The 17,221-nt window shown below is 69.1% G+C and carries 21 protein-coding genes; 13 read left to right on the forward strand and 8 right to left on the reverse strand.

What is annotated here, in order from left to right; translation table 11 throughout:
- The first annotated feature begins 1 nt into the window (after position 1).
- Genes BCL76_RS21750 through BCL76_RS21785 form a run of 8 tightly spaced genes read left to right on the forward strand, consistent with a single transcriptional unit; the run spans position 2 to position 6,104 of the window.
- A complete protein-coding gene (locus tag BCL76_RS21750) occupies positions 2–1,345 on the forward strand; it encodes a CpaF family protein (protein ID WP_109781132.1) in 1,344 nt (447 codons plus the stop codon).
- Positions 1,342–2,280: a type II secretion system F family protein gene (locus BCL76_RS21755; protein ID WP_109781133.1), complete on the forward strand. Its 939-nt coding sequence runs from the start codon at positions 1,342–1,344 to the stop codon at positions 2,278–2,280. The genes BCL76_RS21750 and BCL76_RS21755 overlap by 4 nt, the downstream gene beginning before the upstream one ends.
- 13 nt (positions 2,281–2,293) lie before the next feature.
- Positions 2,294–3,184: a DUF5936 domain-containing protein gene (locus BCL76_RS21760; RefSeq protein ID WP_109781366.1), complete on the forward strand. Its 891-nt coding sequence runs from the start codon at positions 2,294–2,296 to the stop codon at positions 3,182–3,184.
- Positions 3,184–3,876, forward strand: a complete 693-nt coding sequence (locus BCL76_RS21765; RefSeq protein ID WP_109781367.1) for a response regulator — start codon at positions 3,184–3,186, stop codon at positions 3,874–3,876. Before BCL76_RS21760 ends, BCL76_RS21765 begins: the two co-directional genes overlap by 1 nt.
- 41 nt (positions 3,877–3,917) lie before the next feature.
- The gene (locus tag BCL76_RS21770; RefSeq protein ID WP_258309833.1) at positions 3,918–4,184 is read left to right on the forward strand and encodes a hypothetical protein; all 267 of its coding nucleotides are present in this window, start codon (positions 3,918–3,920) and stop codon (positions 4,182–4,184) included.
- Entirely contained in the window at positions 4,184–4,846 is a 663-nt protein-coding gene (locus tag BCL76_RS21775) for a pilus assembly protein TadG-related protein (protein ID WP_109781135.1), read from the forward strand. The genes BCL76_RS21770 and BCL76_RS21775 overlap by 1 nt, the downstream gene beginning before the upstream one ends.
- Positions 4,847–4,876: 30 nt before the next feature.
- Complete coding sequence (locus BCL76_RS21780; RefSeq protein ID WP_109781136.1) at positions 4,877–5,461, forward strand: hypothetical protein; 585 nt, start codon at positions 4,877–4,879, stop codon at positions 5,459–5,461.
- Between the two features lie 4 nt (positions 5,462–5,465).
- Positions 5,466–6,104: an OmpA family protein gene (locus tag BCL76_RS21785; RefSeq protein ID WP_109781137.1), complete on the forward strand. Its 639-nt coding sequence runs from the start codon at positions 5,466–5,468 to the stop codon at positions 6,102–6,104.
- A gap of 6 nt (positions 6,105–6,110) precedes the next feature.
- Here BCL76_RS21785 and BCL76_RS21790 read toward each other — a convergent pair whose 3' ends face one another.
- From BCL76_RS21790 to BCL76_RS21805, 4 genes are all read right to left on the reverse strand, one after another.
- Positions 6,111–6,635: an NUDIX hydrolase gene (locus tag BCL76_RS21790; protein WP_109781138.1), complete on the reverse strand. Its 525-nt coding sequence runs from the start codon at positions 6,633–6,635 to the stop codon at positions 6,111–6,113.
- Between the two features lie 67 nt (positions 6,636–6,702).
- The gene (locus tag BCL76_RS21795; RefSeq protein ID WP_109781139.1) at positions 6,703–7,047 is read right to left on the reverse strand and encodes an SCO4225 family membrane protein; all 345 of its coding nucleotides are present in this window, start codon (positions 7,045–7,047) and stop codon (positions 6,703–6,705) included.
- Between the two features lie 130 nt (positions 7,048–7,177).
- On the reverse strand, positions 7,178–7,651 hold the full coding sequence (locus tag BCL76_RS21800; RefSeq protein WP_109781140.1) for a carboxymuconolactone decarboxylase family protein: 474 nt from the start codon (positions 7,649–7,651) through the stop codon (positions 7,178–7,180).
- 94 nt (positions 7,652–7,745) lie between these two features.
- Positions 7,746–8,273, reverse strand: coding sequence for a TetR/AcrR family transcriptional regulator (locus BCL76_RS21805; RefSeq protein ID WP_109781141.1), 528 nt, complete (start codon positions 8,271–8,273; stop codon positions 7,746–7,748).
- A gap of 102 nt (positions 8,274–8,375) precedes the next feature.
- Between BCL76_RS21805 and BCL76_RS21810 the strand changes: the two genes are divergently transcribed.
- Positions 8,376–8,801 carry a nuclear transport factor 2 family protein gene (locus BCL76_RS21810; protein ID WP_109781368.1) on the forward strand — a complete coding sequence of 142 codons (426 nt, stop codon included), beginning with the start codon at positions 8,376–8,378 and terminating at the stop codon, positions 8,799–8,801.
- A gap of 97 nt (positions 8,802–8,898) precedes the next feature.
- Here BCL76_RS21810 and BCL76_RS21815 read toward each other — a convergent pair whose 3' ends face one another.
- Positions 8,899–9,480 (reverse strand): TetR/AcrR family transcriptional regulator, encoded by a 582-nt coding sequence (locus tag BCL76_RS21815; RefSeq protein ID WP_109781142.1) that lies wholly within the window; start codon positions 9,478–9,480, stop codon positions 8,899–8,901.
- Between the two features lie 140 nt (positions 9,481–9,620).
- Here BCL76_RS21815 and BCL76_RS21820 point away from each other — a divergent pair, with 140 nt between their 5' ends.
- Entirely contained in the window at positions 9,621–11,207 is a 1,587-nt protein-coding gene (locus BCL76_RS21820; RefSeq protein WP_109781143.1) for an MDR family MFS transporter, read from the forward strand.
- A 270-nt stretch (positions 11,208–11,477) separates the two neighbouring features.
- Here the strand turns inward: BCL76_RS21820 and BCL76_RS21825 are convergent, their stop codons facing one another.
- Positions 11,478–11,864, reverse strand: coding sequence for a hypothetical protein (locus BCL76_RS21825; protein WP_258309834.1), 387 nt, complete (start codon positions 11,862–11,864; stop codon positions 11,478–11,480).
- A gap of 263 nt (positions 11,865–12,127) precedes the next feature.
- Between BCL76_RS21825 and BCL76_RS21830 the strand changes: the two genes are divergently transcribed.
- Positions 12,128–12,991 (forward strand): polysaccharide deacetylase family protein, encoded by an 864-nt coding sequence (locus BCL76_RS21830; RefSeq protein ID WP_109781144.1) that lies wholly within the window; start codon positions 12,128–12,130, stop codon positions 12,989–12,991.
- Positions 12,992–13,136: 145 nt separating this feature from the next.
- A complete protein-coding gene (locus tag BCL76_RS21835; protein ID WP_109781145.1) occupies positions 13,137–13,466 on the forward strand; it encodes a hypothetical protein in 330 nt (109 codons plus the stop codon).
- On the opposite strand, the gene BCL76_RS21840 is transcribed toward BCL76_RS21835, so the two are convergent.
- Positions 13,457–14,629, reverse strand: coding sequence for a serine hydrolase domain-containing protein (locus BCL76_RS21840; protein ID WP_109781370.1), 1,173 nt, complete (start codon positions 14,627–14,629; stop codon positions 13,457–13,459). The two genes, BCL76_RS21835 and BCL76_RS21840, sit on opposite strands and share 10 nt — an antisense overlap.
- 206 nt (positions 14,630–14,835) lie before the next feature.
- Here BCL76_RS21840 and BCL76_RS21845 point away from each other — a divergent pair, with 206 nt between their 5' ends.
- Positions 14,836–15,462 (forward strand): hypothetical protein, encoded by a 627-nt coding sequence (locus BCL76_RS21845; protein ID WP_109781146.1) that lies wholly within the window; start codon positions 14,836–14,838, stop codon positions 15,460–15,462.
- A gap of 162 nt (positions 15,463–15,624) precedes the next feature.
- Here the strand turns inward: BCL76_RS21845 and BCL76_RS21850 are convergent, their stop codons facing one another.
- Entirely contained in the window at positions 15,625–16,911 is a 1,287-nt protein-coding gene (locus tag BCL76_RS21850) for an extracellular solute-binding protein (RefSeq protein ID WP_258309835.1), read from the reverse strand.
- Between the last annotated feature and the right edge of the window lie 310 nt (positions 16,912–17,221).

Here is a 17,221-nt window from a genome sequence, read left to right on the forward strand (position 1 = left end):
CATGAGCCTTCGTTCCAGGGTCAACACCCCCGACGAATCGCACAGCCCGCGTGAGGACGGCCGGTTGATCTCCTCCTACCGCGCCAAGCTGCTGGAGGAGATCGATCTCGCCGAGATGTCCGCGCTCGCGCCGGCCGAGCGCCGGGCGCGCCTGGAGCGCGTACTCGGCCACATCATCAGCCGCGAGGGACCCGTCCTCTCCACCGTCGAGCGCGCCCAACTGATCCGTCGCGTCGTCGACGAGGCCCTCGGGCTCGGCGTCCTCGAACCGCTCCTGGAAGACGCCTCGATCTCCGAGATCATGGTCAACGGCCCCGACCACATCTATGTGGAACGCGCCGGCCGCGTCGAACAGCTTCCCATCCGCTTCGCCTCGCACGAACAGCTGATGCAGACCATCGAGCGCATCGTCTCCACCGTCAACCGGCGCGTGGACGAGGCCAATCCGATGGTCGACGCACGCCTGCCCAGCGGCGAGCGCGTCAACGTCATCATCCCGCCGCTCTCCCTGACCGGCGCCACCCTCACCATCCGCCGCTTCCCTCGCGCCTTCACCCTGCACGAGATGATCGCCCTCGGCTCGCTCGACGAGCAGATGCTGATCCTGCTGTCCGGGCTCGTCGGGGCGAAGATGAACGTGATCGTCTCCGGGGCCACCGGCACCGGCAAGACCACCCTCCTCAACGCCCTCTCCGGCCTGATCCCCGAGGGCGAACGCATCATCACCATCGAGGATTCGGCCGAACTCCAGCTCCAGCAGGCCCACGTCATCCGCCTCGAATCGCGTCCCGCGAACGTGGAGGGCAAGGGCCAGATCACCATCCGCGACCTCGTACGCAACTCCCTGCGCATGCGCCCCGACCGCATCATCGTCGGCGAGGTCCGCGGCGGCGAGACCCTCGACATGCTCCAGGCGATGTCCACCGGCCACGACGGCTCGCTGGCCACCGTCCACGCCAACAGCTCCTCGGACGCGCTGATGCGCCTGCAGACGCTCGCCTCCATGTCGGAGGTCGACGTGCCCTTCGAAGCGCTCCAGGACCAGATCAACAGCGCGGTCAACGTCATCGTCCAGCTGACCCGCTTCGGCGACGGCTCGCGCCGCATCACCGAGATCTCGATCCTCGACTCTCACGGGCATGAGCCCTTCCGCATCACCACCGTGTGCCGCTTCGCCGCGCAGCCCATGGGAGGGGACGGGCGGGTGCACGGCCACTTCCTGTACTACCCACTTCCCCGCCTTGTCGCGGAACGCCTGTACATGAACAACCAGCCCATCCCGCAGGCCTTCGGCGTCGCACCCGAAGACCCCCTGACCGCCCGCATCACCCGGACCGCCTTGTGAACCCACTGATCCTTGCCACTCTCGGCGTCACGCTGCTGGGCTGCGTATTCGTCGTCGTGGGCCTCCAGGCGTACTTGGCCGGCCGTGCCCAGCGCGCCGCCCTCATCGAGCGCCTGTCCGCAAGCGGAGTCCCCGAACCCCTGGGACGTGTACGCCGCTTCCGGAAGGTCGACCGCCGACTGCGCAAGACTGCCTTGGGCCGCCGCATCGAGATCAAGCTCGGGGTGACCGGCCTGGACCTGACCGTCGGCGAGTACTTCGTCTACATGTGCGCGGCGATCGCCGGGATATGGCTCATCTCGGCCTCCTTTCTCGCACCCTTCTTCGGACCGGTCGCCGGTCTCATCGGAGTGTGGGCTGCCAACGCCTTCCTCAACTGGCAGCGGGCGCGCCGCACCGAACGCTTCATCAACCAGCTTCCGGACCTCGCCCGTATCCTCGCCAATGCCACTCAGGCCGGCCTCGCCCTGCGCACGGCCATCGGCATAGCGGCCGAAGAGCTCGAAGCCCCCGCCGGCGAGGAACTCGCGCGCGTCACGGACCGGCTCGCCGTCGGCCACTCAATCGAAGAGGCACTCGGTGAGATCTCCGAACGGTTGCCCTCGCGCGAGCTGGTCGTACTCGTCTCCACCCTCGTGCTGTCCGCCCGTGCGGGCGGCGCGATCGTGGACAGCCTCCGCAACCTGACGGTGACCCTGGAACAGCGCAAGGAGACGAGGCGCGAGATCCGCACCCAGCTCTCCCAGGTCACTGTGACTGCCTACCTGGTACCGATCCTGGGCGTCGGCTCGCTGCTCCTCGTCGACACGATGATGCCGGGCGCCTTGGACCGGATGACCGGCTCCGTCATCGGGCAGACCGCCGTCCTGGTCGCCCTCGGCCTCTTCGCCCTCGGCTTCGTCCTCATCCGCCGCCTGTCCAAGATCGACGTATGAGGAGGCGGCGATGATCGCACTGCTCCTGGCCCTGGCCGTGGCCCTCTCGGTCCTCGGCGCCTTCCACGGCATCCGGCTCTACCGCGCCGACGTCAAACTACCCACCGACCTGGCCCTCGCCCTGGAGGTCGGCGCCACCCGCACGACGGCCGTCGGCTCCCTGGTCGACCGGATGGGCATCCGCTACGCCCCGCTGATACTGCGCCTGATGGGCCCTGACCGGGTGGCACGCAAACGCCGACAGATCGACTCCGCAGGCAACCCGTCCGGCCTGACCATCGACCGCTACGCCGCGCGTCGCGCCGTCTACGCCCTCCTCGGCGGGGTCGGCGCCTTCGCCATGCTGATCAACGGTCAGCTGATCCTGGCACTGCTCATGGTCGCCTTCGGCTTCTTCTGGATCGAGGTCGGGCTCTGGTCGGCGATCCGGATCCGCCGCGACCACATCGAGCGGACCCTGCCCGACTTCCTCGACGTCCTCGCGGTCGTGGTCAGTGCCGGGCTCGGCTTCCGGCCGGCGCTGGAGCGGGTGGCGGACAAGTACAAGGGTCCGTGGTCCGACGAGATCCGGATCACCCTCCAGCAGATGGCCATGGGAGTCAGCCGCCGCCAGGCCTTCGACGAGCTGCGCCGTCGCAACGACAGCGAACAGGTCGCGCAGTTCGTGACGGCTCTCCAACAGGGCGAGGAACTCGGTTCGCCGATCGTCGAGACCTTGATCGCGATTGCCGAGGACATGCGCCGAACAGACGCCCAGAACGCCCGCCGGCGGGCGGCGCGAGCCGTCCCTCGGGCGACGCTGGCCGTCACCATGTTCATGCTGCCGGGCACGATGATCCTCCTGATCGGCGGGTTCGTGTACGGGGCGAACGTCGACTTCGGCGCGATGTTCGGGGGCCGGTGATGGCGGCGTTGACGCGCGTCCTGATCGCAGACGCCAACCCGGTCGTACGTGCGGGCCTCGCCGCTTTGCTGACCGCGGCCACGGACATGGAGGTGGCGGCGACCGCCTCGGACGGCCGAGAGGCCCTCCACCTGACCCGGGAGCACGCCCCGGACGTGGTCCTGCTGGACGTACGCATGCCCGGCGTGGACGGTATCTCGGCTCTGCCGCACCTCGTACAGCTCGCCTCCGTACTGATGTTGACGTACAGCCAGGAAGCCGAGATCGTGCGGGAGACCTTACTGCTGGGCGCGGGAGGCTATCTGGTTCACGGTGAATTCACGCCGGACCACCTGGTGGCGGCGGTACGGGACGTACGGGCGGGCAGGGCGCACTTCAGCCCGACGGCGGCGAGTGCGGTACTCGCCGCACTGCGCACCTCTTCGCATCCGCAACGAACTGTGGCACAGTCTATGCAGGGGCACCGTCTCAACCGCCTTGCATTTGGGCTGAGTTCGCGTGAGGAGGAGGTCATGGACCTCATCGCGTCCGGAATGAGCAACCAGCAGATCGCGGCCACCTGCTTCATCAGTGAGAAGACGGTCAAGAACCACATCAACCGGATCTTCGCGAAGCTCCGGAGCGCGACGCGAAGCGAGGCGATAGCGCGTTGGCTGGGAACCGCCCGTCCGGGGGTGGCAGGCCATGGGTAGACGGAGTGCGCAGTGGGTCCGTATTTGGGTCCCGGGGCCCTTTGCAACTGCTGGTGTCCGGTCGTACCGTCCGCGAATCGACATCGGCGCCGGCCCTGGAGGGGACCACCATGCAGAAGCCAAAACTGCTCAAGGCGATCGTCGAACGGCAGAACAAGCATGGTCGGGATCAGGGCCAGACGGTCTTCGAATACCTGGGGATCATCGTCATCATCGTGCTGATCATCGGCGCGATCGTGGGGTCGGGCCTCGCAGCCGCCATCGCGAACGCCATCACGCAGGCACTGGCGGACATCACGGCGAACTGATGGGCGCCGCGCGGTCGCGTGACGAAGGGCAGGCCTTCCCTATCTACGTCGTGGCGGTGACGGGGCTGCTCTTCGCCGCGTTCGCGTTCGTAGTCGTGGGCATGGCCGGCGCTACCCGCAGCGATGCACAGGGCGCCGCAGACGCGGCGGTGCTCGCCGCCGCACGCGAAGTGCGGGACAACGCGTTCGACGGGATCAACCTGCTCACTCTCACCCAGGACGACTGGGAACAAATTGTCACGGGAGACCGCCTGGTCGGCGCGGGCGCCTGTGCGAAAGCCGATGTCTTCGCCGGCACGAACGACGCCACGGCGGTGATGTGTCAAGCGAATCTGCCGGAGTTCAAGGTCTCGGTGAGGACCAACGGCACCGTTGGAGACTCGGTGATTCCTGGGAGTGAGGGAGTCCACGGAACGGCAGAGGCCAAGGCTGTGATCGAGCCGCGTTGCTCTCTGAAGCCGGCACCCAGCCCGTCACCCAGCGCGTCACCGAGTCCGTCACCGAGCCCATCGGTCCCGCCTGGTGGTGGCGGTGGTGCCGGAACGCCTCCCTCCGTCGGATTCCGCTGCAAGGGTGGTGCGACATTCACGTTCGACCCGACGAAGCCCGGCTCGTTGACCCAGCTGGCGAGGAAGCTCTTCAGCGTGCGACTGGCCGATTGACAGCGATCTAGAGACAAGGAAGCGGCGTACATGAGCATTCGGCAGAAGGCGGAGGTCCGTGGGGGAGCGGCCGTCGCGGTTGCGGCGGTCTTGGCCCTCGTGCTCGTCGGATGCGGCAGCAGTGAGAAGCCGAAGGATGCAGAGAAGCCCTCGGCCTCCCAGAGCCAGGGAAGTGCGTCCCAGAAGTCGACTCCGGCGACTGGCGGCAGCGTAGCGCCGCCTGAGGTGATCGCGACGACGCAAGGCCAGTCCGGAATCGTTTTGGAGATCAATTCGGCCGAGCGCGACCAGGACGGCTATCTGACCGTCAACGGGCAGATCAAGAACACCGGATCCACGCCCTTCGCACAGACGGCAGCCTGGCGAGGTGATGAGAAGACGGCCAGTCCCGCATCGGTCGCAGGGGCGACCATCGTCGACAATGCCGGGAAGAAGCGCTATTACGTTCTGCGTGACACCGAAGGTCGGTGTGCATGCACCACTGGCCTCATGGTGATCAAGGCGGGAGAGTCCGTGCCCTTCTTCGCGCAGTTCCCCGCCCCGCCGACCAGCACGACAGATGTCGTCTTCGGTCTGCCGACCTTTGCCGCGGCTACCATCAAAATCTCCGGGTGACCCCATGACCACACGCCATCGCACCACCGCTTCCACGGTTGTCGTCGGTCTCGTCATCGCCGGCACCCATCTGATCGGCGCGACCAGCGCCCACGCCGATGACGTCACGCCCTCGGTGCCCCCGGGCACGGAACCGTCGGCATCCGCGCCCGTCGCACTCAAGCCGGACTCGCCCCGACTGAAGCTCCCTCAGGGCGGCACGCTCGCGCCTCCCAAGGTGCTCGACCTGGTCGAGGTCGTCGAGGACCTCGGTGGCGAGCAGCGGCGGCAGGAGACCAATCAGACCGTCATGATGGCGCTGCAGTCCGAGGTGTTGTTCCCGGAGAACAGTGCCGTCTTCAACGCGCAGGCCGCCGCTCGGATCCAGGCCATCGCCAACGAGATCAACACGCAGAAGGCCACCCGCATCCGTGTCTTCGGGTTCACCGACGACCAAGGCAGCTACGAGCACGGCCAGGAGCTGTCCAAGCAGCGCGCCGACGCCGTGCAGGCCGAGTTGGCCAAGACCGTCACCAATCCCAGCGTCGTCTTCGACGTCCGCGGCTACAGCGAGGACTACCCGATCGCCGACAACAGCACGGAGGAAGGCCGCAAGAAGAACCGCCGCGTCGAGATCACCTTCCCCCGCAGCGCGGGCGGCTAGGAGCTGTCAGATCCATCGGAAATTGGAGTCGTTCAAGCTGGGAAGCATGGCCGAAGAGGCATCGACTCGTCGGTCGGAGTCGGCGAGATCGGCGATGGGAACCGGCGGGAAGACGTCGAGATCCCGCGTTTCCTCGTAGGGGAGCCAGACGATGTCTCCGCGGCCAACGGTGTCGTCGTCCTCGAACGTCTTCAGCTTCGTGCGGACGTCCGGGCGGAGGCGGACCCGGTAGACCATGTGCAGTTTGCGTGGGGGACTGGAGCCGGGCCGGGTGACCATGGCGTCCAGAAGCCAGGTGAAGCCGGGTGGGCTTTCGAGGTCTTCCGGGGTCAGACCGAGTTCTTCCTCGAGTTCCCGTTGCAGCGCGTCGGGAAGGGGTTCGGCGGGTTCCACGTTGCCGCCCGGCAAGGAGTAGTGGGTCATGCCCCGGTCATTGGTCCGGCGGATCAGGGCCACGTCCTGACCGTCGAAGACCAGGGCTGCGACACGGATCTTGATCCGGTGAAACGCGGGCAGTTCGCCGTTCGTCATACGTCATCCCTTCCACGAGCCGGCACGACGGCAACCACCCCGTCCAGGCGGTTGGAGCCTACCGAGCTCATGATCGGCCGGTCGGCGGGCGGGGGGTGTCGCGGCGGAGGCGGCCGCGGGAGGCTTCCACGATCGTGCCGAGGGCGAGCGACTGGACGAGTACGCACAGGACGAGCTCGGTGATGAGGAGCCACGCCGAGGGCCCGCCGCCCCCGGGGTCCGTGCCGTGGGCCCATCCCACGAGCAGGATCAGCGGGAACGCGCACAAGGCGGGCAGGACCCATACGAAGCCGGGATCCGGGGCGAACAGCGTGACGGCCGTCGCGAAGGTCACGGCGGCGCCGACGAGGCCCAGGTAGATCAGCGAAGCCGGGTTCGCGAAGGTCAGGCGGACGAGCGTGCGTGCGGACATCGATACCCCCGGGGTAGGTGGACTCCCTCCATGGTCGGGAGTGCTCGGGGGCTTGTCGTGAGTACCCGTACCCAGAACGGTGCGTGGGGAGCCGGCCCCTCCCCTGTCGGGGCCGGCCCCGGTGACCCGCTCAGCCGAACTGGCCCGGCTGGTAGTCGCCCGCCGGCTGCTGGACGATCACGTTCAGGCGGTTGTAGGCGTTGATCAGGGCGATCAGCGACACCAGTGCCCCCAGCTGGTCCTCGTCGTAGTGCTTGGCCGCGTCGGCCCAGGCCTCGTCCGTGACGCCGCCGGCCGCGTCGGCGATGCGCGTGCCCTGCTCGGTCAGCTCCAGGGCCGCCCGCTCGGCGTCGGTGAACACCTTCGCCTCGCGCCAGGCCGCGACCAGGTTGAGTCGAACCGCGTCCTCCCCGGCGTGCGAGGCGTCCTTGAAGTGCATGTCGGTGCAGAAGCCGCAGCCGTTGATCTGGCTGGCCCTGAGCTTCACCAGTTCCTGCGTGGCGTGCGGCAGGGTCGACTCCGAGACGGCCTTGCCCGCGGAGTTGAGGTACCGGCCGAACTTGGTCGCGACCGCGTTGCCGAAGAGGTTGAGGCGCGCTTCCATCGTGATCTCCTTGCCGTGTCGACGGTTACACAGCTCTGACAGAAATCGCGGCCCGGATGTGACAGCCCGACGAGCCGATTCGATGTGACCCGCGTCACTTGACCAGGAGGATTTCCGCGATCTCGCGGGCCCGGTGGGCCGGCTCCGGGCCGGGAGCGAGTGCGGCGACCGTCGTCGCCCCCTCGGTCAGGATCAGGAGTCGGTCGGCGAGGGTGGGGTCGGAGGTCAGGTCGACCAGCAGGGCGTGGAGTTCCACCTTGTGGACGCGGACGATCTCCGGGGCCGCCGCGCCGAGCTCTCCGTACGCGTTGAGGAACGCGCAGCCCCGGAAGTCGGGCTCGGTGAACCAGTCCGCCAGCCACTCGAAGACCGCGAGCACCCGCTCCCGCGGCTGCGTCGGGGTCGAGGTCGCGGCGCGCAGCGAGTCCAGCCAGCGCCGGTCGCGGCGTTCCAGGTAGGCCGTGACCAGGGATTCCTTCGCCGGGAAGAGCCGGTACAGGCGCTTGAGGGGGACGCCGGACGCGGTGCGGATCCGGTCCATGCCGACGGCCTGGATGCCGTGCCGGTAGAACAGCTCCTCCGCCGCGTCCAGGAGTCGGGTGCGGGCCTCTTCGTCGTCCATGCGGGCAGCGTAGTCCAGATCGGCCTTGCACGGAGAACGATCGTTCTCTATCGTCCACATCAGTGCGAGAACGAGCGTTCTCCCTGTCGAGAGGTGACCGTCATGACCGACGCCCCCGCCGTGCGACCGCCCCTGCCGCCCTTCACCGAGGAATCCGCGCGCATCAAGGTCCAGGCCGCCGAGGACGCATGGAACAGCCGCGATCCCGAGCGTGTCGCCCTCGCGTACACGGAGGACTCGGTCTGGCGGAACCGCGACCGCTTCCTCACCGGCCGCGCCGAGATCCGGGCGTTCCTCGCCGACAAGTGGGAGCGCGAGCTCGACTACCGGCTCCGCAAGGAGCTGTGGGCGGTCACCGGCAACCGCATCTCCGTGCGCTTCGAGTGCGAGTGGCACGACCTCGCCGGCCAGTGGTGGCGCAGCCATGGCAACGAGCAGTGGGAGTTCGCGGACGACGGCCTGATGCGCCGTCGCGAGGCGAGCATCAACGATGTGCCGATCGCCGCCGAGGACCGCCGACTCGCCTGAGTCCGTAGCCCGCAGCTCGTGGCCGGCGGAGCAGTCCGTAGCCCGTAGCACTCCGCCCTCCGTCTCCGCCCCGACGCTCGGCGCGCGAGGCGGTGGGTCAGGAGTGGTCGTGGTGGGCCTGGGTGATGAGGTCCGTGGCGACCTTCAGGGCGGCCAGACGGGTCTCCTCCGGATCGCCCTCCACGTGCTGGAGGAACATCATCCCGGCGTGCAGCGTGAAGAGCGCGCTGACGCAGCGCACCTGGTCCTCGAGCGGACCGTCGTCCGTGCGGAGCAGTTCCACGAGGGTGAAGAGGCGCTTCTTCACCGTCTGGCCGATGGGGAGTTCACGCGTCGTCGCCTGGTTCTCCTGCATGAAGCGGTACAGCACGGCGCCGCTCGCCATCGCCTCGCTGTAGCGGCGCAGCACCTCACGCTTGGTCTCCAGCGTGCGGGGCCGGCCCTCCGCCCATGTGATCAGCTCGTCGATGGGCCGTGTCAGGTCCTCGAAGATGCTGATGATGATGTCTTCCTTGGTCTTGAAGTGGTAGTACAGCGCCGCCTTCGTGACCTCCAGCCGCTCCGCGATCTCGCGCAGCGACGTCTTCTCGTACCCCTGCTCGGCGAAGAGCTCCAGTGCGACGTCCTGGATGCGCTGACGCGTGTCGCCACGGCGTCGCTGCGGACTGCTGCTGGACATGGCTCTCCCCAATTACTTACTTGACGCCCGGCTAGTTGCGGGTCTACCGTCCCCAGTGTAGTGAACTAGCCGGGCGGCAAGTAAGTGCCGGTGCGGGACAGAGTGCGAGAAGCAGGGCCGGTAGGGCCAGGGGAGTGGACATGGTGGACACAGTCAAGCCTGCGGGGACCTCGGAGGAGGTGAAGCCGCGCAGCGTACGGGTCGTCCTCATGGCGCTCATGATCGCGATGCTGCTGGCGATGCTCGACAACATGATCATCGGCACCGCGATGCCGACGATCGTCGGCGAGCTCGGCGGTCTGGAGCACCTCTCGTGGGTGGTCACCGCCTACACGCTGGCCACCGCGGCCTCGACCCCGATCTGGGGCAAGATCGGCGACATGTACGGGCGGAAGGGCTCCTTCCTCACCTCGATCGTCATCTTCCTCATCGGCTCCGCGCTCAGCGGCATGGCCCAGGACATGGGCCAGCTGATCGGCTTCCGCGCGATCCAGGGCCTCGGTGCCGGTGGTCTGATGGTCGGCGTCATGGCGATCATCGGCGACCTCATCCCGCCCCGTGAGCGCGGTAAGTACCAGGGCATGATGGCCGGCGTGATGGCCCTCGCCATGATCGGCGGCCCGCTGGTCGGCGGCACCATCACCGACCACATGGGCTGGCGCTGGTCCTTCTACATCAACCTGCCGCTCGGCGCGGTCGCGCTGGCCATGGTCACCGCCGTGCTGCACCTGCCCAAGAAGCGGGCGCAGGGCAAGATCGACTACCTCGGTGCAGCGCTGCTGACCATCGCCATCACCTCCACCGTCCTCGTGACGACCTGGGGCGGCAACGAGTACGCGTGGGGCTCCCTCGAGATCCTCGGCCTCATCGCCGTCGGCGTCCTGTCGACCGCCGCGTTCCTCTACGCGGAGACCAAGGCCGCCGAGCCGGTCATGCCGCTGCACATCTTCCGCAGCCGCAACTTCACCCTGATGTCGGTGATCGGGTTCCTCGTCGGCTTCGCGATGTTCGGCGGTGTGCTCTACCTCCCGCTGTTCCAGCAGTCGGTGCAGGGCGCCTCCGCCACCAACTCGGGTCTGCTGCTCCTGCCCATGCTGCTCTCGATGATGGTCGTCTCGCTGATCGCGGGCCGTGTCACCACCAGCAGCGGCAAGTACAAGATGTTCCCGATCGCCGGCGGCGCGCTCATGGTCGTCGGGATGTTCCTGCTCGCGACCATGGACACCGACACCACCCGCCTGATGTCCGGCCTCTACATGGCCGTCCTGGGCGCCGGTCTCGGCTTCCTGATGCAGATCACCATGCTGGTCGCGCAGAACAGCGTCGACATGAAGGACATGGGCGTCGCCTCCTCCTCGGCGACCCTCTTCCGTACGCTCGGCGGCTCCTTCGGCGTGGCCCTGATGGGCTCCCTCTTCACCTCCCGGGTCACGGACACCATGACCGAGCGTCTGGGTCCGGAGGCCGCCAAGGCCTCGGGCTCCGCCCAGCTGGACGCCGCGAGCCTGGCCAAGCTGCCCGAAGCGGTCCGCGACGCCTACCAGCACGCGGTGGCCGCCGGTACGCACTCGGCGTTCCTGCTCGGCGCGGCCATCGCCGTACTGGGCTTCGCGGCCGCCTGGTTCGTCAAGGAGGTTCCGCTCCGCGGCGCGGGCCCGGCCGCCCCGGCCGGTACCGCGGACGGCGAGAAGGTGGCTCCGGCCGCGCAGGAGTCGCTCGCGCACTGACCGGGTACGTACCGCCGCGCCGGCAACGGCGTCGGCACCTGTACCTGTACCTGTACGAGCACCCGCACCACCAGGAAGGCGGCACCACCGGGACGACCGGCGGTGCCGCCTTCCGGCATGTCCGGGCGCCACCGGCGTGCCGGACGCCGCGGACCGACCGGAGTGCGGGAGGGCCTGGGTGCCGAGTACCCGAGGTGCCGGAGTGCCCGAGGTGCCCGAGGGGCTCGGGTGCCGGGCGTCGCGGGCCCGGCAAGATCCGGACGAGACGGCCTAGCCGGGGTCGTCGGTCTCCCAGGGGTGCACGAAGGCGTCGGGGCGCAGTCCCCACGCGTCGAGCACCACGCGCAAGGCGGCCTCGTCCGCCGCGTCGGCGGACGCGACGAGGACCGCGCCGATGTCGTGGTCGAAGCCGTCGATGCGCGCGCCGTCGTACTCACGGTGCCGCACGCGGAAGCTGCGGCCCCTGTCCGCGCGCACCCACCCCTCGTCCCGCGCCCGGGCGTCGGACCGTCCGTTGTCGGGGGAGATGTCCACGAACGCGCGGCGGCCCGGGCGGGACGCCGGGACCTCCGTCACCAGTTTCCGGCCGAGGCGCAGCGTGGTCAGCTTGTCCACCGCCCAGTCGGCTCCGTCGTCCGTCGAGTCCTTGGCGTCCATGGGGAGCATTCTGATCGAGCGGCGGACCGGTGAACCTCGGTGCGCATACGCCGATTTGGGGTCCGGAGCGCGCGGCGCCCGAAGGCGCGCCCGTTTCGGGTGTGTTCGGGTGGGCAGGTATGCAACTCCACAAAGGACTAAAGTCCCATCGATCCCAACAGCCCCATAACAGGGAATTTATGGGCTATTTGGTTGGAACTCCTCGCCGGCGACGAACGTCCTGATCCACAGGACGCTCGCACAGCGGATGGGGAGGACAGTTCATGGGTTTCTTGGCGCGCGCGAACAAGAAGGGCTTCCGGGCCGGTGCCGTCGTCGTCGCCTCGGCCACCGCCGTGGCGGCGACCGCGTGGGGTGTGGCAGCCCTGGTCGGACCGGGCGGAACCGCCGCCTCCCGGCAGAACGTGGCCCGGCCGGGCGCCACCGACAACTCCGGCCGTGGTGACGACGGTCGGCCCGGACAGCAGGCCCAGCAGATACCCGAGGGCATAGCCCACGCGTCCGAGAGCGGCGGCAACGCCGTCAACATCACCATCGACGACGGCCCCGACCCCCGCTGGACCCCGAGGGTGCTGGACGTCCTTCGGCGGCACGACGTCAAGGCGACCTTTTGCATGGTCGGACCGCAGGCCAAGGCCCACCCCGACCTGGTGAGGAAGGTGGTCGCGGCCGGACACCGGCTCTGCGACCACACCATGAACCACGACACGGCCATGGACAAGAAGCCGGTCGCCTACCAGGAAGCGCAGATCCTGGAGGCGAAGAAGCTGATCGAGGAAGCCGCGGGCGGCGGCGCGAAGGTCGACTACTACCGGGCCCCCGGCGGCGCGTTCACCCCCGACAGCCGGCGCATCGCCGCCGCGCACGGCATGCGGCCGCTCGGCTGGAACGTCGACACCAAGGACTTCGACAAGCCGGGCACGGCCGCCATCGTGAACGCCGTCAAGCGCGAGATCGGCAACGGCCCGACCGTGCTCTTCCACGACGGCGGCGGCAACCGCGCCCAGACCGTCGACGCCCTCGACCAGGTGCTCACCTGGCTGAAGGAGCAGGGCCGCCCCACCGGCTTCCCCGTCCGCACCACCCCCGACGCCCCCGCCGCCGGGACCGCTTCCGACGCACCCTGACAGGGCCCAGGCCCGCCCTGACAGGCCCCTGGCCCGCCCTGACACGCCGTCCGCCGGGCGAACGGGTGACGGTCGACGACGCGGACCCGCCCGCGTTGTTCCCTGGTCGGGCACGGACGAACGTACGCCCGACCAGGAGGCTCCTGTGGCCATCGCCCCCGCCAGACTGTCCGACCCGGTGGTCGGCGCCCTCGTCGCCGCCGTCAACGCGCACGACAAGGACGCCTTCCTCGCGGTCCTGACCGCCGACGCGACCATGTCCGACGACGGCTCCGACCGCGATCTGCAGGACTGGAACGACCGGGAGATCTTCGACTCCGGCGGTCACATGGACGTCCAGTCCGAGTCCGACGGCGGCCGCACCCTGCTCGTCAACTACCGCAACGACACCTGGGGCGAGATGCGCACCACCTGGCGCTTCGTCATCGCCCCCGGCGGCGGCCGGATCAGCCGCTTCGAGACCGGTCAGGCCTGAGCGGACTGCGGCCCCCGCGCCACGCCCAGCACCGCCGCCGTCAGCCGGTCGTTCTCCGGGGCCCGCCCGCCGGGGAAGCCGAAGCGGCGGCGCGTGTAGCCGTACGCGATCCCCGTGGCCGGGTCGGCGAAGCCCTGGGCCCCCGCCGCGCCGCAGTGCCCGAAGGCCCCGGGGCCCACCGCGGGCTGCTGCTCGAAGCCCAGCCCGAAGTGGTCGAACTCCCCGGTCACCGCGTCCTGGCCCGGGGTGTGCAGCCGCGCGAACTCGGCGGCCGTGTCCGGCTCCAGCAGTGGCGCCCGGCCGTCCATCACACTGATCGCCGCCGCGTACAGGCCCGCGACACCGCGCGCCGAGCCGATGCCGCCCGCCGAGGTCGGGCCGAGCTCGCGGGTCCTCGGGTGGTTGGCGTGGGCGACCGGGTCCATCGGCGGCTCCCGGTGCGCGTTGAAGGCGACCGCGAGCAGTTCCGGCAGCGGCCCCGCCGCCTCCCGCGCCGCCCGCTGGGCGGGCGTCGGCAGCATCTCCAGCACCGGCTTCCACCGGCCCTGCTGCGAGGCCGGCAGGCCCATGTAGAGGTCCAGTCCGTACGGGGCGCGCACGCGCTCCTCGTACAGCTCCTGGATCAACCTGCCGGTCGCCCGTCGGACCACCTCGCCGGTCAGCGCGCCGATCACGAACGCGTGGTAGCCGTAGGCCTCGCCCGGCTCCCAGAACGGCTTCTGCGCGACGAGCCGGGCCGCGATCGTCTCGTCGTCCGCGATCTCGTCGTGGTCGAGGCCCTCGTCCGTGCCGATCAGCCCGGACCGGTGCGCCAGCAGCCCGCGCAGCGTCAGCCGCTCCTTGCCGTCCCCGGTGAACTCCGGCCAGTACGAGGACACCGGGCGGTCCAGGTCCAGTACGCCGTCCTGCACGAGCAGCGCCACCACGAGGTGCGCCGCGCCCTTGGTGATGGAGAAGACCCCGCTGACGGTGTCCCCGTCCGTGTCCTCGCCCGCCCACAGGTCGACCACGCGCCGGCCCCGGTGGTGCACCACGAGCTGGGCCTCGGGGGAGTGCGGCTCGGCCGCCACGAAGGCGGCGAACTCCTCCCGCACCGGCTCCCAGCCCGCCGCCACCGTGCCGCCCACGCCGCCGCCCTTGTCGCCGCCCACGCCACCGCCCATGTCGCCGCTCAGGCCGTCGCCCGTGCCACCACTCACGTACTCGCCCATCGGATCCCCCGTCGATCGCCGCATCGGTCTGTTCTCGGACGGGGTAACGAGAGCTGATCATCAGGTATTTCCACGGCCACCGGAACCGCGCGCTCCCGTACGGGTGAAAGCGCGCCCGGCGTCGTTCCGGCCCGCCGCGGGACCCCGTTGGTCCGGGTATGAAGCGCACCCGCATCGCCGCTCTCGCCCTCGCCACCGCCTCCGCCGCCCTCGCGCCGCTCCTGGGCCAGGCCGCCACCGCCGCGGAGGGCGGGGCGTACCTCCAGGACCCGGCCGGCGGCGAGAAGTCCATGAAGTCGATGTGGACCAAGGACGAGATGCACAAGGTGGAGGGGCAGCTGCGCTTCCACCCCGGAGTCCAGTACAAGACGGTCACCCGCCCGGGGCCCGCGGCTGCGCCGGACTACGAGCGCCGCTCCGGCGACCCCAAGACCCTGGCCTGGCTGCCCTCGTACGAGTTCGCCTGGTCGGTGTCGGACTCGACGCTGGTGAAGAAGGCGGTGACGGTCAAGGAGGGCGCGCACCCGATCGTCGTGCACGCCGTGCTGCGCGACGCGGACGGGGTCAGGGTCGGGGAAGTGCGCAAGGAGCTGGCGGGGAAGCCGCCGACCGGGCGCGAGAAGGTCGCGGGCGGCAAGCGGATCGCCTGCGACACCGGGGAGTACACGGTGGAGTGGTCGCTCACGCGCTCGGGATACGGAACGCTGGGGGGCACGCTGCGCTGGGACTCCAGCTGCGAGCAGTACCGGACGGCGTTCGCCTCGGACCACGGGCCGCAGCGCTGAGCGGCTGAGGGGGAGGGTCCGGGTGGAGGCCGGTCGCCCCGTGCACCTTGTGGGTGCTCGTCGGGCGACTGGGCCGAGGCCTTGGATCAAGTGCCGTAGTGGCCATGCTGCCGCACAGGGTGGTCTGCGGCAGGGGTCGAAGGTCCCGTGTCGAGGAAATTCTCAGTGCTTCTTGGAGGCCTGGGCGGCCTGTTGGGCGATGTCCTCCAGAACGCCCTTCGGGCTGCCGGTCGGTTCCACCGCGCGTCCGATGTTGCGCTTGATGGTGTCGCTGACCGTCAGCCAGGCCGGGTCGTTGACCGGGTAGAGCTGGGCGCCGCGCAGCGCGTTCAGGAACTGCGTGTCGTTCTTGTCCAGGCCGCCGCCGGCCGGGGTGCGCGAGGCGGTGACGGTGGACGGCAGCAGGTGGTAGCGGTCGGCGAAGTCCGACAGGTTCTTGTCCTGGTAGATGAACTCCAGGAACGTGCCGATCTCCGCGCGCTTGCCGTTCTGCTTGAAGGCCATCATCCAGTCGGCGACACCGACGGTGGGCGGCGGCACCCCGGTGCCGAGGTTGTCCGAGACGGGCATCGAGGTGGTCGAGACGACGATGCCCTTGGTGCGCGCCTCGTGGGCGAGCGAGGGATAGCCGTTGACCATGCCGACCTCGCCGCGCAGGAAGGCGGCGAAGGCGTCGGCGCGGTTCAGCTCCGACGGCGGGGTCGGACCGGTGAGTCCGGGACCGACCATCTCGCGCTTGACCCAGTCCCAGGTCGCGATGTTCTGATCCGAGGCCAGGCTGTAGTTGCCGGCGCTGTCGGCGTAGCCACCGCCGTTGCTCAGCTCCCAGATCAGCGCCTCGGCGTGCGCCTCCTCCGGGCCGAGCGGCAGGGCGTAGGGGTACTTCACACCCTTGTCCTTGAGCGCCTTGGCGTCGGTCTTGAGGTCGGCCCAGGTCTTCGGGGGCTCCTTGATGCCGGCCTTGGCGAAGAGCGCCTCGTTGTAGAAGAGCAGACGGCTGCTCGCCACGAAGGGCAGGCCGTAGAGGCTGTTGCCGACCGAGCCCGCGTCGGCGAGCGGCTGGAGGAAATTCGCCTCGGCGGTGACCGAGAGGAGTTCGTCCGCGGGATACAGCTTTCCCTGGGCCGCGAAGTCCGAGTAAGAACCCATCAGGGCCACATCCGGCGCCTTGCCGGCCTTGACCATACGGGAGACCTCGCGGTCGATGTCGGCCCAGGGCAGGAGCTTGACGTCGAGCTTGATTCCGGGGTTCGCCTCGTTGAAATCGGTCGCCATCTTCTCCCAGTAGGGCTTGGAACTGGTGGCCGGGCTGTCGCCGTATTCGGCGGCGACCAGGTGCAGCGTGGCCGCGTCACCTGCGTCGTCTGCGGAGCCACCACATCCGGCCAGTGGTATCAACAGACCGAGCGCGGCCGTGGTGGCGGTCGCGCCGGAAATTCTTCGTCGCACGGGTGTATTCCCCTGATTTTCTTTTGGATCCCGTTATTACTTATGAGTTGCTCCGGGCGGAGGTGTCCCTCGATGGCCCGTTGGCCGGAATTCTCTCCTGACGGAGGGGTGGTTGATTCCATTGGGGGTCCACTTGTGTTCAATGCTCCAAGTGGGTCTTTTGTTTATGGTGTTTTCCGATATGCGATCCGAATACTGGACGCGCGTAGACATGCCGAAAAGCCCGCTCCGGTCTCGGAACGGGCTCTGAGGGCTCTGAGTGCGTTGCGGGCGCCACGGGCGCCACGGGCGCCACGGGCCTTCGCGGGGC

Origin of the sequence: Streptomyces sp. CG 926, from assembly GCF_003148825.1 — a bacterium.
Lineage (GTDB): Bacteria > Actinomycetota > Actinomycetes > Streptomycetales > Streptomycetaceae > Streptomyces.

Excerpts from the sequence above, each read along its gene's own strand:
- BCL76_RS21830 (WP_109781144.1), top strand. The coding sequence starts at position 12,128 with ATGGGTTTCTTGGCGCGCGCGAACAAGAAGGGCTTCCGGGCCGGTGCC.
- BCL76_RS21800 (WP_109781140.1), bottom strand. The coding sequence starts at position 7,651 with ATGGAAGCGCGCCTCAACCTCTTCGGCAACGCGGTCGCGACCAAGTTC.
- BCL76_RS21810 (WP_109781368.1), top strand. The coding sequence starts at position 8,376 with ATGACCGACGCCCCCGCCGTGCGACCGCCCCTGCCGCCCTTCACCGAG.
- BCL76_RS21775 (WP_109781135.1), top strand. The coding sequence starts at position 4,184 with ATGGGCGCCGCGCGGTCGCGTGACGAAGGGCAGGCCTTCCCTATCTAC.
- BCL76_RS21795 (WP_109781139.1), bottom strand. The coding sequence starts at position 7,047 with ATGTCCGCACGCACGCTCGTCCGCCTGACCTTCGCGAACCCGGCTTCG.
- BCL76_RS21750 (WP_109781132.1), top strand. The coding sequence starts at position 2 with ATGAGCCTTCGTTCCAGGGTCAACACCCCCGACGAATCGCACAGCCCG.
- BCL76_RS21790 (WP_109781138.1), bottom strand. The coding sequence starts at position 6,635 with ATGACGAACGGCGAACTGCCCGCGTTTCACCGGATCAAGATCCGTGTC.
- BCL76_RS21845 (WP_109781146.1), top strand. The coding sequence starts at position 14,836 with ATGAAGCGCACCCGCATCGCCGCTCTCGCCCTCGCCACCGCCTCCGCC.
- BCL76_RS21805 (WP_109781141.1), bottom strand. The coding sequence starts at position 8,273 with ATGGACGACGAAGAGGCCCGCACCCGACTCCTGGACGCGGCGGAGGAG.
- BCL76_RS21820 (WP_109781143.1), top strand. The coding sequence starts at position 9,621 with ATGGTGGACACAGTCAAGCCTGCGGGGACCTCGGAGGAGGTGAAGCCG.
- BCL76_RS21780 (WP_109781136.1), top strand. The coding sequence starts at position 4,877 with ATGAGCATTCGGCAGAAGGCGGAGGTCCGTGGGGGAGCGGCCGTCGCG.
- BCL76_RS21785 (WP_109781137.1), top strand. The coding sequence starts at position 5,466 with ATGACCACACGCCATCGCACCACCGCTTCCACGGTTGTCGTCGGTCTC.
- BCL76_RS21825 (WP_258309834.1), bottom strand. The coding sequence starts at position 11,864 with ATGGACGCCAAGGACTCGACGGACGACGGAGCCGACTGGGCGGTGGAC.
- BCL76_RS21765 (WP_109781367.1), top strand. The coding sequence starts at position 3,184 with ATGGCGGCGTTGACGCGCGTCCTGATCGCAGACGCCAACCCGGTCGTA.
- BCL76_RS21815 (WP_109781142.1), bottom strand. The coding sequence starts at position 9,480 with ATGTCCAGCAGCAGTCCGCAGCGACGCCGTGGCGACACGCGTCAGCGC.
- BCL76_RS21840 (WP_109781370.1), bottom strand. The coding sequence starts at position 14,629 with ATGGGCGGTGGCGTGGGCGGCGACAAGGGCGGCGGCGTGGGCGGCACG.